Source organism: Alphaproteobacteria bacterium LSUCC0684, assembly GCA_041228335.1.
Taxonomy (GTDB): domain Bacteria; phylum Pseudomonadota; class Alphaproteobacteria; order Puniceispirillales; family UBA1172.
This window is the reverse complement of sequence record CP166130.1, coordinates 316,952-332,092: the sequence shown is the minus strand read 5'-3', so window position 1 is coordinate 332,092 and position 15,141 is coordinate 316,952. Positions and strand designations below refer to the sequence as shown.

Annotated in this window: 18 protein-coding genes; 1 reads left to right on the top strand and 17 read right to left on the bottom strand. The window is 58.1% G+C overall.

Annotation, left to right across the window (positions count from 1 at the left end):
* Genes AB8880_01585 through AB8880_01560 form a run of 6 tightly spaced genes read right to left on the bottom strand, consistent with a single transcriptional unit; the run spans window position 1 to window position 4,752 of the window.
* On the bottom strand, window positions 1-678 hold the full coding sequence (locus tag AB8880_01585; GenBank protein XDZ66112.1) for a fumarate hydratase C-terminal domain-containing protein: 678 nt from the start codon (window positions 676-678) through the stop codon (window positions 1-3).
* Window positions 675-1,604 (bottom strand): fumarate hydratase, encoded by a 930-nt coding sequence (locus AB8880_01580; GenBank protein XDZ66111.1) that lies wholly within the window; start codon window positions 1,602-1,604, stop codon window positions 675-677. Before AB8880_01580 ends, AB8880_01585 begins: the two co-directional genes overlap by 4 nt.
* A 4-nt stretch (window positions 1,605-1,608) precedes the next feature.
* Window positions 1,609-3,360, bottom strand: a complete 1,752-nt coding sequence (locus AB8880_01575; GenBank protein XDZ66110.1) for an L-aspartate oxidase — start codon at window positions 3,358-3,360, stop codon at window positions 1,609-1,611.
* Complete coding sequence (locus tag AB8880_01570; protein XDZ66109.1) at window positions 3,360-3,716, bottom strand: succinate dehydrogenase; 357 nt, start codon at window positions 3,714-3,716, stop codon at window positions 3,360-3,362. The genes AB8880_01575 and AB8880_01570 overlap by 1 nt, the downstream gene beginning before the upstream one ends.
* Window positions 3,713-4,051 carry a succinate dehydrogenase gene (locus tag AB8880_01565; GenBank protein ID XDZ66108.1) on the bottom strand — a complete coding sequence of 113 codons (339 nt, stop codon included), beginning with the start codon at window positions 4,049-4,051 and terminating at the stop codon, window positions 3,713-3,715. Before AB8880_01565 ends, AB8880_01570 begins: the two co-directional genes overlap by 4 nt.
* The gene (locus AB8880_01560) at window positions 4,048-4,752 is read right to left on the bottom strand and encodes a succinate dehydrogenase/fumarate reductase iron-sulfur subunit (protein XDZ66107.1); all 705 of its coding nucleotides are present in this window, start codon (window positions 4,750-4,752) and stop codon (window positions 4,048-4,050) included. Before AB8880_01560 ends, AB8880_01565 begins: the two co-directional genes overlap by 4 nt.
* Before the next feature lie 166 nt (window positions 4,753-4,918).
* Here AB8880_01560 and AB8880_01555 point away from each other — a divergent pair, with 166 nt between their 5' ends.
* A complete protein-coding gene (locus tag AB8880_01555) occupies window positions 4,919-5,557 on the top strand; it encodes a 2OG-Fe(II) oxygenase family protein (protein ID XDZ66106.1) in 639 nt (212 codons plus the stop codon).
* Here the strand turns inward: AB8880_01555 and AB8880_01550 are convergent.
* The 11 genes from AB8880_01550 to AB8880_01500 all read right to left on the bottom strand — a co-directional run bounded on the left by AB8880_01550 (window position 5,551) and on the right by AB8880_01500 (window position 15,079).
* Window positions 5,551-6,279, bottom strand: a complete 729-nt coding sequence (locus tag AB8880_01550) for a S1C family serine protease (GenBank protein XDZ66105.1) — start codon at window positions 6,277-6,279, stop codon at window positions 5,551-5,553. The two genes, AB8880_01555 and AB8880_01550, sit on opposite strands and share 7 nt — an antisense overlap.
* A 39-nt stretch (window positions 6,280-6,318) precedes the next feature.
* Window positions 6,319-6,444 (bottom strand): hypothetical protein, encoded by a 126-nt coding sequence (locus AB8880_01545; GenBank protein ID XDZ66104.1) that lies wholly within the window; start codon window positions 6,442-6,444, stop codon window positions 6,319-6,321.
* A 21-nt stretch (window positions 6,445-6,465) separates the two neighbouring features.
* Window positions 6,466-7,824: a c-type cytochrome gene (locus AB8880_01540; protein XDZ66103.1), complete on the bottom strand. Its 1,359-nt coding sequence runs from the start codon at window positions 7,822-7,824 to the stop codon at window positions 6,466-6,468.
* A 14-nt stretch (window positions 7,825-7,838) separates the two neighbouring features.
* Window positions 7,839-8,900: a formate dehydrogenase subunit gamma gene (locus tag AB8880_01535; protein ID XDZ66102.1), complete on the bottom strand. Its 1,062-nt coding sequence runs from the start codon at window positions 8,898-8,900 to the stop codon at window positions 7,839-7,841.
* Window positions 8,901-8,919: 19 nt separating this feature from the next.
* Window positions 8,920-9,120 carry a hypothetical protein gene (locus tag AB8880_01530; GenBank protein XDZ66101.1) on the bottom strand — a complete coding sequence of 67 codons (201 nt, stop codon included), beginning with the start codon at window positions 9,118-9,120 and terminating at the stop codon, window positions 8,920-8,922.
* A 103-nt stretch (window positions 9,121-9,223) separates the two neighbouring features.
* A complete protein-coding gene (gene fdh3B / locus AB8880_01525; protein XDZ66100.1) occupies window positions 9,224-9,817 on the bottom strand; it encodes a formate dehydrogenase FDH3 subunit beta in 594 nt (197 codons plus the stop codon).
* An 11-nt stretch (window positions 9,818-9,828) separates the two neighbouring features.
* Window positions 9,829-12,717: a formate dehydrogenase subunit alpha gene (locus tag AB8880_01520; GenBank protein ID XDZ66099.1), complete on the bottom strand. Its 2,889-nt coding sequence runs from the start codon at window positions 12,715-12,717 to the stop codon at window positions 9,829-9,831.
* A 28-nt stretch (window positions 12,718-12,745) separates the two neighbouring features.
* Entirely contained in the window at window positions 12,746-12,940 is a 195-nt protein-coding gene (locus AB8880_01515) for a twin-arginine translocation signal domain-containing protein (protein ID XDZ67088.1), read from the bottom strand.
* A gap of 53 nt (window positions 12,941-12,993) precedes the next feature.
* Complete coding sequence (locus AB8880_01510; protein XDZ66098.1) at window positions 12,994-13,611, bottom strand: molecular chaperone; 618 nt, start codon at window positions 13,609-13,611, stop codon at window positions 12,994-12,996.
* Between the two features lie 70 nt (window positions 13,612-13,681).
* Window positions 13,682-14,452 carry a DUF3306 domain-containing protein gene (locus AB8880_01505; protein XDZ66097.1) on the bottom strand — a complete coding sequence of 257 codons (771 nt, stop codon included), beginning with the start codon at window positions 14,450-14,452 and terminating at the stop codon, window positions 13,682-13,684.
* 12 nt (window positions 14,453-14,464) lie between these two features.
* Entirely contained in the window at window positions 14,465-15,079 is a 615-nt protein-coding gene (locus AB8880_01500) for a DUF3305 domain-containing protein (GenBank protein XDZ66096.1), read from the bottom strand.
* Window positions 15,080-15,141 lie beyond the last annotated feature (62 nt).

The window sequence follows — 15,141 nt, the reverse complement described above, 5'->3', positions numbered from 1 at the left end:
CTACATCAGCTCGTCTTTCCGGTCATCGGTTTCACCATAGCGGTGCAGGGCGGGCGGCTTCAGGCCGTCGTAGAGCGAGGCCAGTTTCGCGTTGATGATCTCACCCTGGCGGGCAAAGAGCGAATTCCCCTCAAAGTCACTGTCGACGATGAATGGGCCGAATTTTTCAACTTCAAACATCCACATGGCCTGGGCGATGCCAAGCTCATCCAGCCAGTGGACCGCGCTGACGCCCTTGACGCCGCGGCCGAGCAACGCCCCGGTGCCATAGCCAACCGTGGTCAGATACACCGCCCCGCGCGGCGCAAGAATGTCCTTGTAATCCGAAAGCGGCATCCCACCCTTGCCGATCACCAGTTTTGTGCCGGTCAGGTCCAGCCAGTCCGCCATCCATTTGGAAAACCGGAAAGATGCCGTCGCCGTCACCCCGCCGATGGAATAGCCGCCCCTGCCATCGGGGGCCGCCGCCGGTGAGCAATGGAAATTGACGTTGCTCAACGTGGCCAGATCCGGAACCGGCAGATCTTCCCCGCCGCCCAGAACGCGGTTGTAGACACCTTCCCGCGCGGTATAGACGATGCCGTTGAGATAGGCGACATCCCCGGGTTTCAGCCTTGCTATATCTTCAGGCCTTGCGGGAAGATCAAGGTGATGCGTTGTCAGTTTCGTTGCCGTCATTCTATGCCCTCCCGCCGCATATAGGGGGTGAACCAGTCTGGATTCGTTCGGTAGGTGATGCTTCCGTCGGCATGGATGCGCGCCGTTGCCCGCCGTGACGACAGGCAGAATGTATGAACACTCACCGGCATGCCGCCGGTATGGGTGTATCCGACCTCGATATGGCAATCCACCACCATCGATGAGCCGACAAAGCCCATGGCACCCATGCCGATGGAATTGCCAAGCTCGATCAGCTCGCCTTCAAGTTCGGCGATCTTATGGTCAGGGTTGCGGTCACCGACGACGCGCAGGCAGGCGGCCTGCTTGCCCAACTGCATGCAGGTATCCTTGGAGCCGCCGATGCCGACACCGACAATCGCCGGCTGGCAGGCAAGACCGCGTTTGCCGAAAGCGATCAGCGTGTCGAGAAAGAATCTCTTGATGCCGTCGATCCCGTCACCGGGGAAAAGCATCCGGTAGTCGCTGCCGAAAAGCCCGCCCTTGTGCACGGTGGTGATGTCGATCCAGTCGGCATCCGGCTCAAAACTCCATTCGACTTCCGGGGCATTGATGCCGAGGTTGTTGTTATGCTCGGTCCGCCAGAGGGGATGCACGCGATTGGGCCTGAGCGGCACCTCACGGGTGGCGCGGGCGGTGGCTGCACGCAACCCCCGATCCAGGCCGACGAAACTTTCAACCTTCGCCCTGTCGCCGATCTTGACGTAGTATCGGGGCAGACCTGTATCAGCGCACATGGGGCGGCGATCTTCGGTTGCGGCCTCATAATTTTCAAGCATGGCCCGGAGCACAAAAGCGGAAAGATCGCCATCCTCCTTTTCGGCCATCCCCTTGATGCCTTCGAGATAATCTTCCGGGATATCAATCGCCGCCTTCTGCATGATGGTGAAAGCAGCTTCTTCGATCGTGGCGGTGGTGATGGTCATGGCTCTACTCCGCGGCATTTCCGGGTGGCGTGGCGGCGGCGCCGTCGATCAGGCTTTCGCCCGGCCGGACAATGGAAAAATCAACTTTTTCCATCGACAGGGAAAGTTTGCCATCGGCCAGCCTGACTTTGGTATATCTGGTCTGGTCAAGATCACCTGCTTCGGGGTGATCTTCACGGAAATGGGCGCCGCGGCTGTCTTCGCGAGCCAGCGCCGAGGCGGCAATCACCCGCGAGGCCAGCACAAGCGAGCGCAGGTTGAGCCGGTCATGCCAGGTGAGATTGAAGGCACGACTGCCATCGGGAACCCCCATCTTTTCAATCTCGGCAGCAAGATTTTCGATCTCTTTCATCCCGCGTTCAAGACCTGCCCGGGTGCGGATGATCCCGACATCATCCCACATGATCTCAGCCAGACGGTCGCGGGCCGCGAAAATATCACCAGCGGGAAGACTGAACGGCGCTTCGGCCTCGGCCACCGCCCGGTCGATTTCCGCTTCATCCGGGTCTCGATGCCTGGCCACGCCCCTGACATAAGCTGCCATGCTGTCCCCGGCTATGCCGCCGAACACCGTTGAATTGGCAACACCGTTCCCGCCAAGACGGTTGGCGCCATGCACGCCGCCGCAATCCTCGCCCGCGGCGAAAAGCCCGGGGATGGCGGTGGATGTATCGATGTTGAACTCAACCCCGCCCATCATGTAATGCGCCGTCGGCACCACTTCCACCCGGCCGCCGGCAAGATCAAATCCGCAATCGCGGCAACGCTTCACCATGCCGGGAAACGCTTTTTCAACCTTCTCCGGCCCCAGATGCGCCATGCTGATATAAACGCCTCCCATCGGTGTCGTTCTGCCTTCACGCATTTCCTGATAGATGCCGCGGCTGACGATATCCCGCGTCGCCCGCTCCCCGGCCGGATCGTATCCTGCCATGAAACGTTCACCTTCGCCGTTGAGCAGATACCCGCCGGCACCGCGAAGCCCCTCTTCGAGCACCGTTCCTGTCATGCGGGTATCCGGCCCGCCCAGAAGCCCTGTCGGGTGAAACTGCACCATCTCCATATCACGAAAGGCGAGCCCGTAATCAAGCATCATCGCCACGCCATCGCAGGTCTTGTCGCCCGAAGGTGTGTGATACCGGTACATCGTGGGCCCGGCACCGGTCGCCATCAGCACGGCTTTGGCGCTGACATAGCGATAACTGCCCTCGCGCATGTCAATCAGCATGACCCCGGCAATGCCTGAGCCATCCTTCGCGGGAACAAGCCTGATGGCCCGGTGCTCTTCGAGACGTCGCACCCCGGCCTGCCGGACTTTTTCCATCAGCCTGTTGATGATCTCAATCCCGGTCAGATCAGCCTTGTGCGCTGTGCGATCAAAACTCTGGCCCGCAAAAGCCTTCTGGTGCAGGGTGCCATCGGGGTTGCGGTCAAAGAAACAGCCGATTTCATTTTCAAGTTCCTGCACGCGTTCCACCGCCGTCTCGCAGAGTTTCCACGCGAGATCCTGCCGCGGCAGCCATTTCCCCCCGACAATCGTATCCATGAAGTGACGTTCGATACTGTCACCGGGCTGGAGCGCGACATTGTACCCGCCCTGAACCATCCTCGTGCAGCCGCATTTGCCGACCAGCCCCTTGACGGCAAGTGTCACGTCAAGTTCAGGGTTGGCCTGTTTGGCATGCAGGGCGGCAAAGAGACCGGCCCCGCCGGTGCCGATGATCAGAATATCCATCTCATGGCGTTCTATTCGCATCACCCAACCCCGAGGATAAAGCCGATCCCGGCCAGAACAGCAAGGATGATCCCGCCGCCGATCCAGCCGGAACGCAGATCCCCCCGCCATGGTGCCCATTCGAGCAGCAGCACCCGCAGGCCCAGCATCAGATGCAGGGTCAGGAGCACCACCAGCCCCCATTCGGCGAATTTGACCAGCGGCTGATCGGTCCAGGCAAGGACGCGATCGAGCCGCGCCTCACCTTCGATCGCAAGCCCGAGGACCAGAAAATGAAAAGGCAGAAAAAGCGCCAGCGCCAGACCGGAAAGCCGATGCAGAAGAAAGGCAAGATATCCGGCGCTGCGGCGGGGCGAAGCGTGATTGCTCGCCATCATGTCAGCACTCCTGAGACCGCCAGCACCGCCCTTCCGCCAGCGATGAGGAGACCGGCAAAAAGCACGGCGGCAAGCCTTCCCGCCCAGCGGCGCGGCAGTCTTCCCCATTCCACCAGAATTTTCCGCAATCCCAGCGGCGCGTGGATGGCAACAGCAACGACAAAGAGGCCATAGAAGACTGTCCAGATGGTAACGCCTTCGGTCCGTGCGAGGATTTCTTCGGCGCTCAACCCGCCACGTACGGCGTAGAGGATGGTCAGAAGATGAACCCCGACAAGCGGCGCCATGATAACGGCGCTGAGACGCTGCAAGGCATAAAGACGAGATTCGATCATGGATCAACCCCGATCATGGCAAGAAGGCTCATTTTCTTGAGGCCGGCGATGCTTCGCGTCGGGCTGAGCCCGACCGGGCAGGCGGTCATGCAATTGCCCTGGCTGTGGCAGTTGCTGCACCCCCCGGGGCCAAGAGCCGCCTCAAGCGTTGCCTTCCTTGCGGTGTGGCGTTCGTCATTGACCAGCGACCAGGCGCGGTTCAGCGCCGCCGGGCCGAGATATTCGGCGTTCCATTTCACCACATCGCAGGAAGCATGGCAGACACCGCAATTGATGCATTCAATGGCGGCATCGACCTCGCCGCGGCGGGGTGAAGACGGATCCACCCGGGCCGGCGCATCCCGGCGGCTGCGGGCGCTGATGAAATCATTCCCCGCCGCACCCCATTTGTCAAAAAAGCCGGTCATGTCGCAGGCAAGATCCTTGATCCGCGGCATATTGGCCAGCGGCTCAAGCGTGACCGGCCCATCCCCGAGGCTGCGGATATGAGTCCGGCAGGTCCAGCGGGCGCGGCCATTGACGGTCATCGCGCAGGACCCGCAAACCCCGACACGGCAGGCAAAACGATAGCTTAAACTTGGATCTTCCCGACGCTGGATTTCGGTCACCACATCAAGCACGGTCTGATGCGCACGGGCGGGAATCCGGAAGGTCTGAAATTCCCCTTCTTCCGCGCCGCGCCAGACCCGCACGGTCAACATGTTTTCATCTTCCCTGTTCATGAAACCAGTATAGATACTATTTAGAAAATCGAAAATCTTTTTTTTAAGTTCAGTTTTATTAAATATATGCTTTCTTTCTTGATCCCTTTCCCGGCTGATCTAGACTGGATGGAGATACCCCTTACCCTTGCCGGAGACCAGATACATGACCAGCCCCGCAGGAACCCCCTCATTCCGGCAGCTCTGGCCGACGCAGTTCATGTCGCTCGAGCTGCCCGGCCATGACGCCGCCAATCCGGTTCTGGCTGATCTTGTGCTCATGGCCAATACCGAACGTGACGACATGACGGCGCGGTATCTTGACGGCAATCTCTTCGAGTGGGATCACCCGGCGGTGCAATGGCTGCGGCAATGCTGTGACCGCGCCATCATGGATTATGCCCGCGAACTCGGCATCGATTATGAGATGAGCTGGTCGGTGCAGGCCTGGCCAAATGTCAACATGAAGGGCGATTACCACAACCTGCACAACCATCCCCATTCCTGGCTGAGCGGAACCTATTATGTTTCGATGCCCGATCAGGCCGAGGCCGAAACCTTCCGCTCCGATCTCAACCCCGGGGCGATCAGCTTTTATGATCCGCGGCCGCAGGCCAATATGAACGCCATCCGCAGCGATGGTCAGGTTGACCCGGAACATCGCGTTCTGCCGCGCTCAGGTGATCTCTTTTTATGGCCGTCATTTCTGCATCACTTCGTGCATCCGAATATGGTGGATGCGCCGCGCATTTCAATTTCATTCAATGTGGTGTTGAAATGGCGCAAGGAATACCTGCCCTATTGATGCGGCAATATCCCGTTTTGCCGCCAGCCTGCCAGTACCTCGGCAATCATCCGGGCTGAGACGGCGAAATTGACGCCGGCATCAATATCGGCTTCCTTGGTGAAAATGGCATCGACCATGCCGATCAGCCTGCCCTCTTCATCGACGAGCGCGCCCCCCGACGCGCCGGGGTTGACGGCGGCATCGGTCTGGATGAAATCCTCAATGGCGTTAAAGCCCATGCCCTGACGCCCCGTTGCCGAGACAACGCCGCAGGAAAAGCTCAACCCCAATCCGAAGGCATTGGCAATGACGCAGACATGACCGCCGATCTCCGGTGTCTCCGGGTTGAGCGATAGCGGCGCAAGGCTGATCCTGACCCGCAGAAGCGCAAGATCCCTTTCATCATCAATGGCAAGCATCTCTGCTTCGGTGAGGCTCCCGTCATGGGGGCGAACGGCAATCTCTCTCGCCCGGGAGACCACATGGGCGGCGGTCAGGATGAAGGCGTGATCACCTTGGTGATCTATCACGACGCCGCTGCCTTCAGGCGCAACCCCCGGCGGCGCCCCAAAACCCGGTTTTGCATATCCCGGCCAGGTGGGCAGAACCGACACCACGGCCCCATGCGCCTTTTGCCAGGTTTCCGGGCCGTGATCTGCCATCGAAGGCGAGAGGTGTTGCCCCAGCATCACCAGCAGGAGGAGAAATCCGCCACAGATACGTATTGTTCTCTTCGGCATCGGCCTTCGCTTTCCCGGCGCCATGGCGGAAACCCGGGATCAGTTCAACCGCACCGCCATGCCGGAATAGACGCTCGCCGAATCTGCCCCGAGATTGGTGAGGATGAAATACGCCACCACGGCAATGACGATGGCAACTGCGCTGGAAATCGTAATCATGTTCATCAGACTCTCCTGATATCGTTGCTACTGAAGCGTCGCCTGCTTCAGAAAATTGATCAGATCTTCACGATCCTGTTTGCGCTTCATGCGCTGGATCGGCATTTTTGTTCCTGGCGTCACTTTATCCGGTCCGTCACGGAACAACAAGTCGATCGTCTCCTCATTCCAGACGATGCTGGAATTCACCAGCGCGTCCGAATAGGGATAGCCTTCAAGACTGCCGGCGCGACGGCCGAACACCCCGAAGAGCGTTGGCCCGGCACGGCGCTTGCCATCGGCCACGAGCGTGTGGCAGACACTGCATTTGCGGGCAAACTGCCGCTCCCCGTTGCTGAGATCCTTTGGCGGATGAAACCGCCTCTCGCCCGCGGTTTCGGAAAGAAATTCAGGCGGGTAGTCATTGATCTGCCAGCGGGTAAGGTGATCATCGAGCCCGGCCACCATGAGCGAGCCATCATCCGGCATCAGGACAAGCCCCCATACCGGCCCGTCGGCGGCGCGAAAATCCCTGAGCAGGGTCCAGGTGGAGGTATCGGCGATCATCACGCGGCCCTTGGCATTGCCAAATGCTATCTGGCCTGTATCCGGATTGAGATGCAGCGACAGCACGGGGGCCCGGTCCTCGCCTAGGCTGATCAGCTCATCGCGGGTATCAAGGGTGATGACTTTCATCGCCCCGTCGGTGGTGCCGTAAGCCAGCATATTCCGGTCTTCGAGCACTTCCATGACATTCACGCCCCAGCCATTCCGGACATAACTGCGCAGAAACTCCCCATCGCTCAGCCGCCAGTACCTGATATGACCATCGTAGCCGGCGCTGAAGACATGGGCGCCGTCAGCGGAAAAATCAACGGCATTGACCGGGCCTTCATGGCCGGTGATGAACCGGGAGCCCCCGGGCGAGGCAAGATCCCAGATCCCGATGCTCCCGTCCCAGCTGGCGCTGGCAAGCCGGGTGCCGTCATCGCTGAAATCAAGATCAACGATCTTGCCCTTGTGTCCCTTGAGGATGCGCGGCGTGACCGTATCGGGAGACGCCATGGCCTCATCCAGCCGCCAGAGCAGGATCTGGTAATCATCACCGCCGGTGGCAAGCCATTTCCCGTCCGGGGAGAATTCCGCCGTGTTGACCCCCGCATCATGGCCGATCAGCGAGGCGATTTCCTTCATCTCCGCAACCGACCAGAGCACGGTCGAGTAATCGAAACTGGCGGTTGCCATATAGAGCGAATTGCCGGCAAGAGTCATGCCCTTGATGGGCCCGCCATGGGCGGTATAGGTCTCAATGGCCGATACGGGCGCGGCAAAGAAAAGGGCGCCTGCCGATATTCCCATGGCGGCCTTCATGCCTTGCCTGAGAACGTGTAACAGACGCCCGATCATGGAGACCCTGGCCCTTATTCCGCCGGACCCGGCCTGGTTTTCTTGGCACCCTTCATTTCTTCAACCCAAAGACCATGGTGCTCTTTTGCCCAGTTTTCATCAACCTGGCCGGAATACATCGCATCAATCGCGCCTTCCATCCCGACCGAACCGATATAGATATGGGCAATGATCATGGTGATCAGCACCAGCGAGACGATCCCGTGCCAGACCTGATTGAGCTGCTGTTCCTGCAATGGAGTCAGATCCGTCGGCAGATCAAAGCCGATGCTGTTGAGGATGCCGAATGTCTTGGCAAACATCGCCGTCTCGTACGGGAACATGAGCGCAATGCCCGACATGCTCACCGACAGCCCGCCGATCATCACCGCCCAGAAAATGATCTTCTGGCCGGCGTTGAACTTGCGCGCCGGCGGATGCATGCCCTTGACGAAAATACCGCCGCCCTGCTTGAGCCATTCGATATCGACCTTGGAGGGAACATTATCCCGCACCCAGCGAACAAACGAGAGGGCAAGCCCGGCCATGAAGGCAAAGGCAAGATAGTTATGGGCATATTTGCCCGCCGTCGTGAAGGCACTGAACGCTTCCGGCCCGATCACCGGCAGCAGCACATATCGGCCGTATAGAAGGTTGAGCCCGGTAATGGCCAGAATGACAAACGAACCTGCCATCAGCCAATGCGCGAAACGATCAAGGGCGGCAAAGCGTTCGATGGTCTTGCCCGAAGCCCCCTTATCGATGGTGATCTTGCCACGCCAGGCATAGAAAACGGCGAGAAGAACGATTATCCCGATCACGCCGGTGGCGCCATAGACCGAGACAGGCCCGTTGCGGACCGCGCGCCAGTTGTCGCCTTCGGACTGGATCATGATCTTGGCAAGTTCATTCTTGACCGCGGCGTTGCCGGCATTTCCTTCGCGGATATATCGCCACAGATCCGCATCCGAGTTAACCCCGAGGGTCTGGCCCGGCACTTCCCCTGCCGTCTGGGCGAGAGCTTCGGGTGAGACGGCAGATATTCCCGCGGCAATGACCAGCATCAGGCACAGGAAACTCAGCTTTTTCAATAGCATAATATGATCCTCCCGGGTGTTAGTAGTAACTTTGCAGTCGGCTTCGCTGTTCCAGCTTGCTGACGATCTGTTCCGGCAGCTTGCGATCAGGCGTTCCCAGATATGTTCCTTTTTCATAGGAAAGAATTCGATTCTGCTCTTCCTTGCGGCATCCGGAGACACCGGCGGCCAAGGTCACCACAAGACCCGACATGAGAAGAAGGTGAAAAGCATAACGCATGGTTTCAACTTTCAGCACTATCGTGGGTGAAACTGAATTCACCGGATGAATTTTTGAAAAAGGCGGAACCCCGAGAAGGGTTCCGCCTCATGATTACGCCGGATCAGGAGCCCTTGATGGAATAGGCTGTACCCCATCCCCAGGCACCGGAACCAAAGCCCCGGGCGACAACACGCTCACGGAAGATGTTCGACACCTGGTCGCCATCCCCGGCAAGCAGCGCCTTGGTTGAGCACATTTCTGCACAGATCGGCAGTTTGCCCTCAGCCAGGCGGTTGCGGCCATATTTCTGGAACTCGGACTCGGACATGTCATCTTCCGGGCCACCGGCACAGAAGGTGCATTTGTCCATCTTGCCCCGCGAGCCGTAATTGCCTGCCTGCGGATACTGCGGCGCACCGAAGGGGCATGCATAAAAGCAGTAGCCACATCCGATACACAGATCCTTGGAGTGCAGGACAACGCCCTGGTCGGTCTGATAGAAACAGTCAACCGGGCAGACGGCCATGCAGGGTGCATCCGAACAGTGCATGCAGGCCACGGAAATCGACCTTTCACCCGGCTTCCCATCCTGGATGGTTACCACCCGGCGGCGGTTGATGCCCCATGGGACTTCATGCTCGTTCTTACAGGCGGTGACACAAGCGTTACATTCGATGCAACGTTCAGCGTCACAGAGGAACTTCATACGTGCCATATCATCCTCCCTTAAGCACGCTCAATGTTGCACAGGGAACACTTGGTTTCCTGCATCAGCGTCACTGAGTCATAGCCATATGTCATGGCGGTGTTAGCGGATTCCCCAAGTACGTAAGGGTCAGCCCCTTCCGGATACCTGGACCTGAGATCTTCACCTTCGAGATGACCACCATAGTGGAATGGCAGGAAGGCCACGCCCTTGGCCACACGCTCGGTGACCATAGCCATCACCTTGATCCGTGCCCCTTCAGGCGAACTTACCCAGACCATGTCCCCATCCCTGATATCGAGGGAGTTGGCATCGCGTGGATTAATCTCAACGAACATGTCCTGCTGAAGTTCAGCAAGCCACGGGTTGGACCGGGTTTCGTCACCCCCACCTTCATATTCGACCAGACGGCCGGATGTGAGAATGATCGGGAACTCCTTGGAATAATCGTTCTTCTGGATCGACTCATACATGGTCGGAAGACGATAGAGTTTCCGGTCACTATAGGTTGGGTAATCGGCCACCAGATCGCGACGGCTTGTGTAAAGCGGTTCACGATGCAGCGGAATCGGATCCGGGAATGTCCAGACCTTCACCCGTGCCTTGGCGTTACCGAACGGCGCACAGCCATGCTTGATGGCAACACGCTGGATACCGCCGGAAAGATCAACCTTCCAGTTGGTCTTGTCCCCGGCAACCGCTTCAATCGCCGCCCGCTCATCCGCCGTAAGATCACCATCCCAGCCCAGTTTCTTGAGCATGCCCATGGTAAACTCCGGATAGCCGTCCTTGATTTCGGACCCCACCGGATATGAGCCTTCGGCGAGCAGGTTGTTGCCTTCGTGTTCCACCCCGAAACGGGCACGGAAGCAGAGACCGCCTTCAGCAACGGGCTTGTTGGTGTCATAGAGCAGCGGCGTGCCGGGATGCCCCATTTCAGCTGTCCCCCAGCAAGGCCAGGGCAGACCGTAATATTCACCATCAAGCGGGCCGCCAACGGCCTGCAGCGTGGTCCGGTCAAACGTATGCTGATACTTCATATGGGCCTTCAGGCGCTCCGGTGACTGGCCGGTATAGCCAATCGTCCAGAGACCGCTGTTGAACTCACGCGTGACATCTTCGATCAACGGCTCGTCGTTGTTGACCGAAATGTTGCGGAACATTCGGTCAGCAAAGCCCAGTTTCTTGGCGAACTTGTAGATGATCGTGTGGTCAGGGAGCGAATCGAAGGACGGCTCAATCACCTTTTCACGCCACTGCAGCGAGCGGTTCGATGCGGTAACCGATCCATAGGTCTCAAACTGCGTCGTTGCCGGCAGCAGATAGACCCCATCGGTCCGGTCGGAAAGAACAGCCGAGACGGTCGGGTATGGATCGATGACCACCATCAGATCCAGCTTTTCCATCGCGGCCTTCATTTCCTTCATCCGGGTCTGGGAGTTCGGGGCATGACCCCAGAACACCATCGCCCGGAGATTATCCGGCTGGTCCATGTTGTCTTTGTTTTCAAGAACACCATCAATCCAGCGGGAAACCGGAATACCGTTTGAATTCATCAGGTTCTTGTCCTTGCCATCCTTGTCCTTGATGACGGCAAAGCGAGCCTTCAGCCATTCGTAATCTTCACCCCAGACACGCGCCCAGTGCTTCCATGACCCTGCCGCCAGGCCGTAATAGCCGGGCAGTGAGTGTGAAAGAACGCACATATCTGTTGCGCCCTGCACGTTGTCGTGACCACGGAAGATGTTGGCGCCGCCACCGGCAACACCCATGTTGCCAAGCGCCAGCTGCAGCGCACAATAGGCACGGGTGTTGTTGTTCCCGTTGGTGTGCTGCGTGCCGCCCATGCACCAGATGAAGGTGCCCGGACGGTTATTGGCCATCAGCTGGGCCACCCGGCGAAGCTGGGAGCCCGGAACACCGGTGACACGCTCGGTTTCCTCCGGCGTCCATTTGGCAACCTCGGCCTTGACGTCTTCCATGCCGTAAACACGCTGGCGGATGAATTCCTTGTCTTCCCAGCCGTTTTCAAAAATGTGCCACATGATGCCCCAGATCAGGCCAACATCGGACCCCGGACGGAAGCGGACATATTCATCCGCATGGGCCGCGGTGCGGGTGAAGCGCGGATCACAGACAATCAACGGAGCGTTGTTCTGCTCCTTGGCCTTGAGCACGTGCATCAACGACACCGGATGCGCTTCGGCAGGGTTGCCCCCGATGATGAAGATCGCCTTGGAATTGTGGATGTCGTTATATGAATTGGTCATCGCCCCGTAGCCCCAGGTGTTGGCAACACCTGCAACCGTGGTGGAGTGACAGATCCGCGCCTGGTGATCCCCGTTATTTGACCCCCAATAGGCATAGAGTTTGCGGAACAGATAGGCCTGCTCGTTATTGTGCTTGGCCGAACCGAGCCAGTAGACGGAATCCGGGCCGGACTTCTCGCGGATGTCGAGCATCTTGTCGCCAATCTCGTTGATGGCGTCATCCCAGCTCATGCGCTGCCATTTGCCGCCGACAAGTTTCATCGGGTATTTCAGGCGACGCTCACCACTGGCGGTTTCACGAACAGATGCCCCCTTGGCGCAATGCGCACCAAGATTGATCGGGCTGTCCCAGCCAGGCTCCTGGCCTGTCCAGACACCGTTCTGAACCTCTGCCATGACGGTACAGCCGACCGAACAGTGGGTACATACAGATTTCTTGATTTCAGTTGCAGCGGAAACGGCATTTGCCGCGGCTGGCTTGACGCTCGCCCCGGATAGTGCCACCGCACCGGCGATCCCGCCGATAGCAAGACCTGACCCGCGCAGAAACGCACGCCGGTCAACAACCTTGTCGGTCGCCTTGCCGCTGAAAGATTGAGAAAGGGGGCCTTTCGCTACCCCAGACTTCTTTCTAAGCATTGGACTCTCCCTGTTAAAGTATAAAGATCTAGAAACGAGCTGTCTTGTAGAAGGTCTTGACGTGCTCGGTTTCCCGATAGCCTGACCCGGAGACATTCATTTCCGTCTCTGCCGACGCGGCACCGGTCAGCGCAGCCGCCCCAGCCGCAACAGCACCCGCTGCCGACAGCTTGAGGAGATCACGACGATCAGTGACCATGTCCTTGTTTTCAGTGTTTTTCATCACTTCCTCCAACGTTGTGTCCCGAAGGACGAGATTGCGAAAGGGGCCTCTCGCTACCCTGTCGCATCCATATTGAAAGCCTGGCTTTCAATATCCATGAAGAGCTTGCCAATCGTTCCCACCGGCGCATAGAACACCGCGCTCTTTGCCGCCTCGATATCGCGGAACAGCAGGCTTGCCCAAGACGAAATATGGTTGTGAAAAAAGGCCGCCTGTTCCCCGATAGAATACGGGCGGCCGAAATCACCCCTGATCAGCCCCGCCATGATATCCATGAGCGAGGCAATATGATCTTCGGGCTCTTTTACCCCCTCAACCCTTGAAATCCCGATGGCGGCCATGTCGCCGCGCAGATTGGCAAGGGGTTTCTCATTGAGGAACCCCGTCAGGTAATAGGAGGCAAAAGGCAGAATCTCGCCACGGCCGACACCAATGAAAAGGGAGATGTATTCTTCACGGATGGCCGAAATATCAAGGCTTTTAGCCAGTTTGGCGAGGGTGGAGAACGCGGAACCAAGGGGTGTTGTATCGCCGTCTAGACTCGCAACATAGTTTACGAGATCCGCCTCCGGCTCCTTGCGCAGGATACCGCCGATCAGATCATAGATATCGGCCCGCATCATATCTTCGGTCATGATGTCAAACGGTGCTACTGACCCTTGTTTCAACATAATTTCTCCCTATTAAAACTCTATCATTAATCGAGCGATTGACAAGACCTAATTTTAGAAAGCCTAAAATCTACTGCTTTCGGAAAACCTGGCGGCGGGGACGAAGAGATGCCGTCTTGCCGGGGCCTGATGTCTTTTCAGGGAAAGTGTCCTGCCGGGTGGCAGGGGGATGCCCACCCTGGCCGGGAGGAACAGCTGCTGGAGATGTCGCTGCATCCTTGAGGACATGATCGGCCACCGGGGATGAATCCGGATGGGCGGCCTCATCTGAGGCATCATCCTTGCCATGGCCTGTTTCATCCACGGCAGGGTCTTCATCGGTGGCATCAACCTGCTCATTCCCGATCTCGTTGCTGGGCTCCCTATCCTCTTCGGGCACTTCGGCGGGGGCGTTTTCACCTCCGGCGTCTTCCTTGAGGATGTCTTCGGCTTTCCTGAGGTATCCTTTGCCGACCTGATACGCGGTCTGCATGCCTTCGATTACGGTTGCGGCATCGGTGTAGTCTTCGCCATATTCCACCATTTCATCCACCACCCCGAAGAGCGGGTTGAGCCGCCACAGCCGCCTGAGGGCCAGCTGTCGAAGCCGGTCCGGTATGCCCGCATCAAGGAATTTCTCCAGCGTGTTCTCATCATCGATCGTGGCCGGATCCGGCAGTTCATGCCGGGCCAGGAGCTCATCGTCGGTCAGCGCCGCATCCGCATCATCGGCGGCGTCAATGCTGGCCGCGGCCGGATCAATTTCATCATTGGCTTCAGGCGAATCGTCGGCAAGGTGTTCACCTTTTTTGATTCTGGATTTTCGTTCCGCCCATCTGGAAAGACGTGATTTCTCGCTCATGCACGCTCACCTTCAGGTCGCTTTTGTTTTGCCGGCCGGCGTGCGGAAAACATCACCCGGTTTATTGATCCGGGGGTCGCCCCTCGCGGCAAAGACTTCATCGGTATCAACACGGTCACGGCGCCGTTTCCTGAACACTTCAGGCTGATAGTAGGTTTCAACAAACTTTGTCACCAGATCACTGATCGGCCCGGCCAGAGGAAGCTTTTCAACCTGATCCTCGCCGCAATCTTCGTAATCCTGGATGTGATACGGGGAAAGGCTGACCTCAACCAGCCTGATCCCGGCCTCGGAGACTTCATCCTCGACCTCATCACTGCGCAGCACCACGTAGATCGACGGATCGGATGAGGCGAGATTTTCAGCATAGGCTTCGGCTTCGGCGTGGTGCAGATCAATCGCGGTTTCAGCCGTGAAAAGCTCACCTTCCTCCGTGCCGCTGTTTTCCCGCAACGGCAGAACCGCAATATTCTTCAACGGTGCATCACCCTGGCCTTCATTCAGGTCTTTCAGCACCATATCCACCAGCCGCCACCGATGATCAAGCCAGGGATTATCGACCGGCTCCTTCAACAGGATAACCTGAACGCCATAAAGAAGATGCTTTGACGGTGGTGATGTTTCCATGCCTTGACCAGTCATCCTGTCAGCAGATGCAGTGAAAATTTCGATCTTGTTCATCTTCGAAA

Coding starts and splice junctions, on each gene's coding strand:
- AB8880_01580 (XDZ66111.1), bottom strand. CDS start 1,604: ATGACCATCACCACCGCCACGATCGAAGAAGCTGCTTTCACCATCATG.
- AB8880_01585 (XDZ66112.1), bottom strand. CDS start 678: ATGACGGCAACGAAACTGACAACGCATCACCTTGATCTTCCCGCAAGG.
- AB8880_01550 (XDZ66105.1), bottom strand. CDS start 6,279: ATGCCGAAGAGAACAATACGTATCTGTGGCGGATTTCTCCTCCTGCTG.
- AB8880_01555 (XDZ66106.1), top strand. CDS start 4,919: ATGACCAGCCCCGCAGGAACCCCCTCATTCCGGCAGCTCTGGCCGACG.
- AB8880_01535 (XDZ66102.1), bottom strand. CDS start 8,900: ATGCTATTGAAAAAGCTGAGTTTCCTGTGCCTGATGCTGGTCATTGCC.
- AB8880_01545 (XDZ66104.1), bottom strand. CDS start 6,444: ATGAACATGATTACGATTTCCAGCGCAGTTGCCATCGTCATTGCCGTG.
- AB8880_01565 (XDZ66108.1), bottom strand. CDS start 4,051: ATGATCGAATCTCGTCTTTATGCCTTGCAGCGTCTCAGCGCCGTTATC.
- AB8880_01575 (XDZ66110.1), bottom strand. CDS start 3,360: ATGCGAATAGAACGCCATGAGATGGATATTCTGATCATCGGCACCGGC.
- AB8880_01520 (XDZ66099.1), bottom strand. CDS start 12,717: ATGCTTAGAAAGAAGTCTGGGGTAGCGAAAGGCCCCCTTTCTCAATCT.
- AB8880_01505 (XDZ66097.1), bottom strand. CDS start 14,452: ATGAGCGAGAAATCACGTCTTTCCAGATGGGCGGAACGAAAATCCAGA.
- AB8880_01570 (XDZ66109.1), bottom strand. CDS start 3,716: ATGATGGCGAGCAATCACGCTTCGCCCCGCCGCAGCGCCGGATATCTT.
- AB8880_01540 (XDZ66103.1), bottom strand. CDS start 7,824: ATGATCGGGCGTCTGTTACACGTTCTCAGGCAAGGCATGAAGGCCGCC.
- AB8880_01560 (XDZ66107.1), bottom strand. CDS start 4,752: ATGTTGACCGTGCGGGTCTGGCGCGGCGCGGAAGAAGGGGAATTTCAG.
- fdh3B (XDZ66100.1), bottom strand. CDS start 9,817: ATGGCACGTATGAAGTTCCTCTGTGACGCTGAACGTTGCATCGAATGT.
- AB8880_01515 (XDZ67088.1), bottom strand. CDS start 12,940: ATGAAAAACACTGAAAACAAGGACATGGTCACTGATCGTCGTGATCTC.
- AB8880_01500 (XDZ66096.1), bottom strand. CDS start 15,079: ATGGAAACATCACCACCGTCAAAGCATCTTCTTTATGGCGTTCAGGTT.
- AB8880_01510 (XDZ66098.1), bottom strand. CDS start 13,611: ATGTTGAAACAAGGGTCAGTAGCACCGTTTGACATCATGACCGAAGAT.
- AB8880_01530 (XDZ66101.1), bottom strand. CDS start 9,120: ATGCGTTATGCTTTTCACCTTCTTCTCATGTCGGGTCTTGTGGTGACC.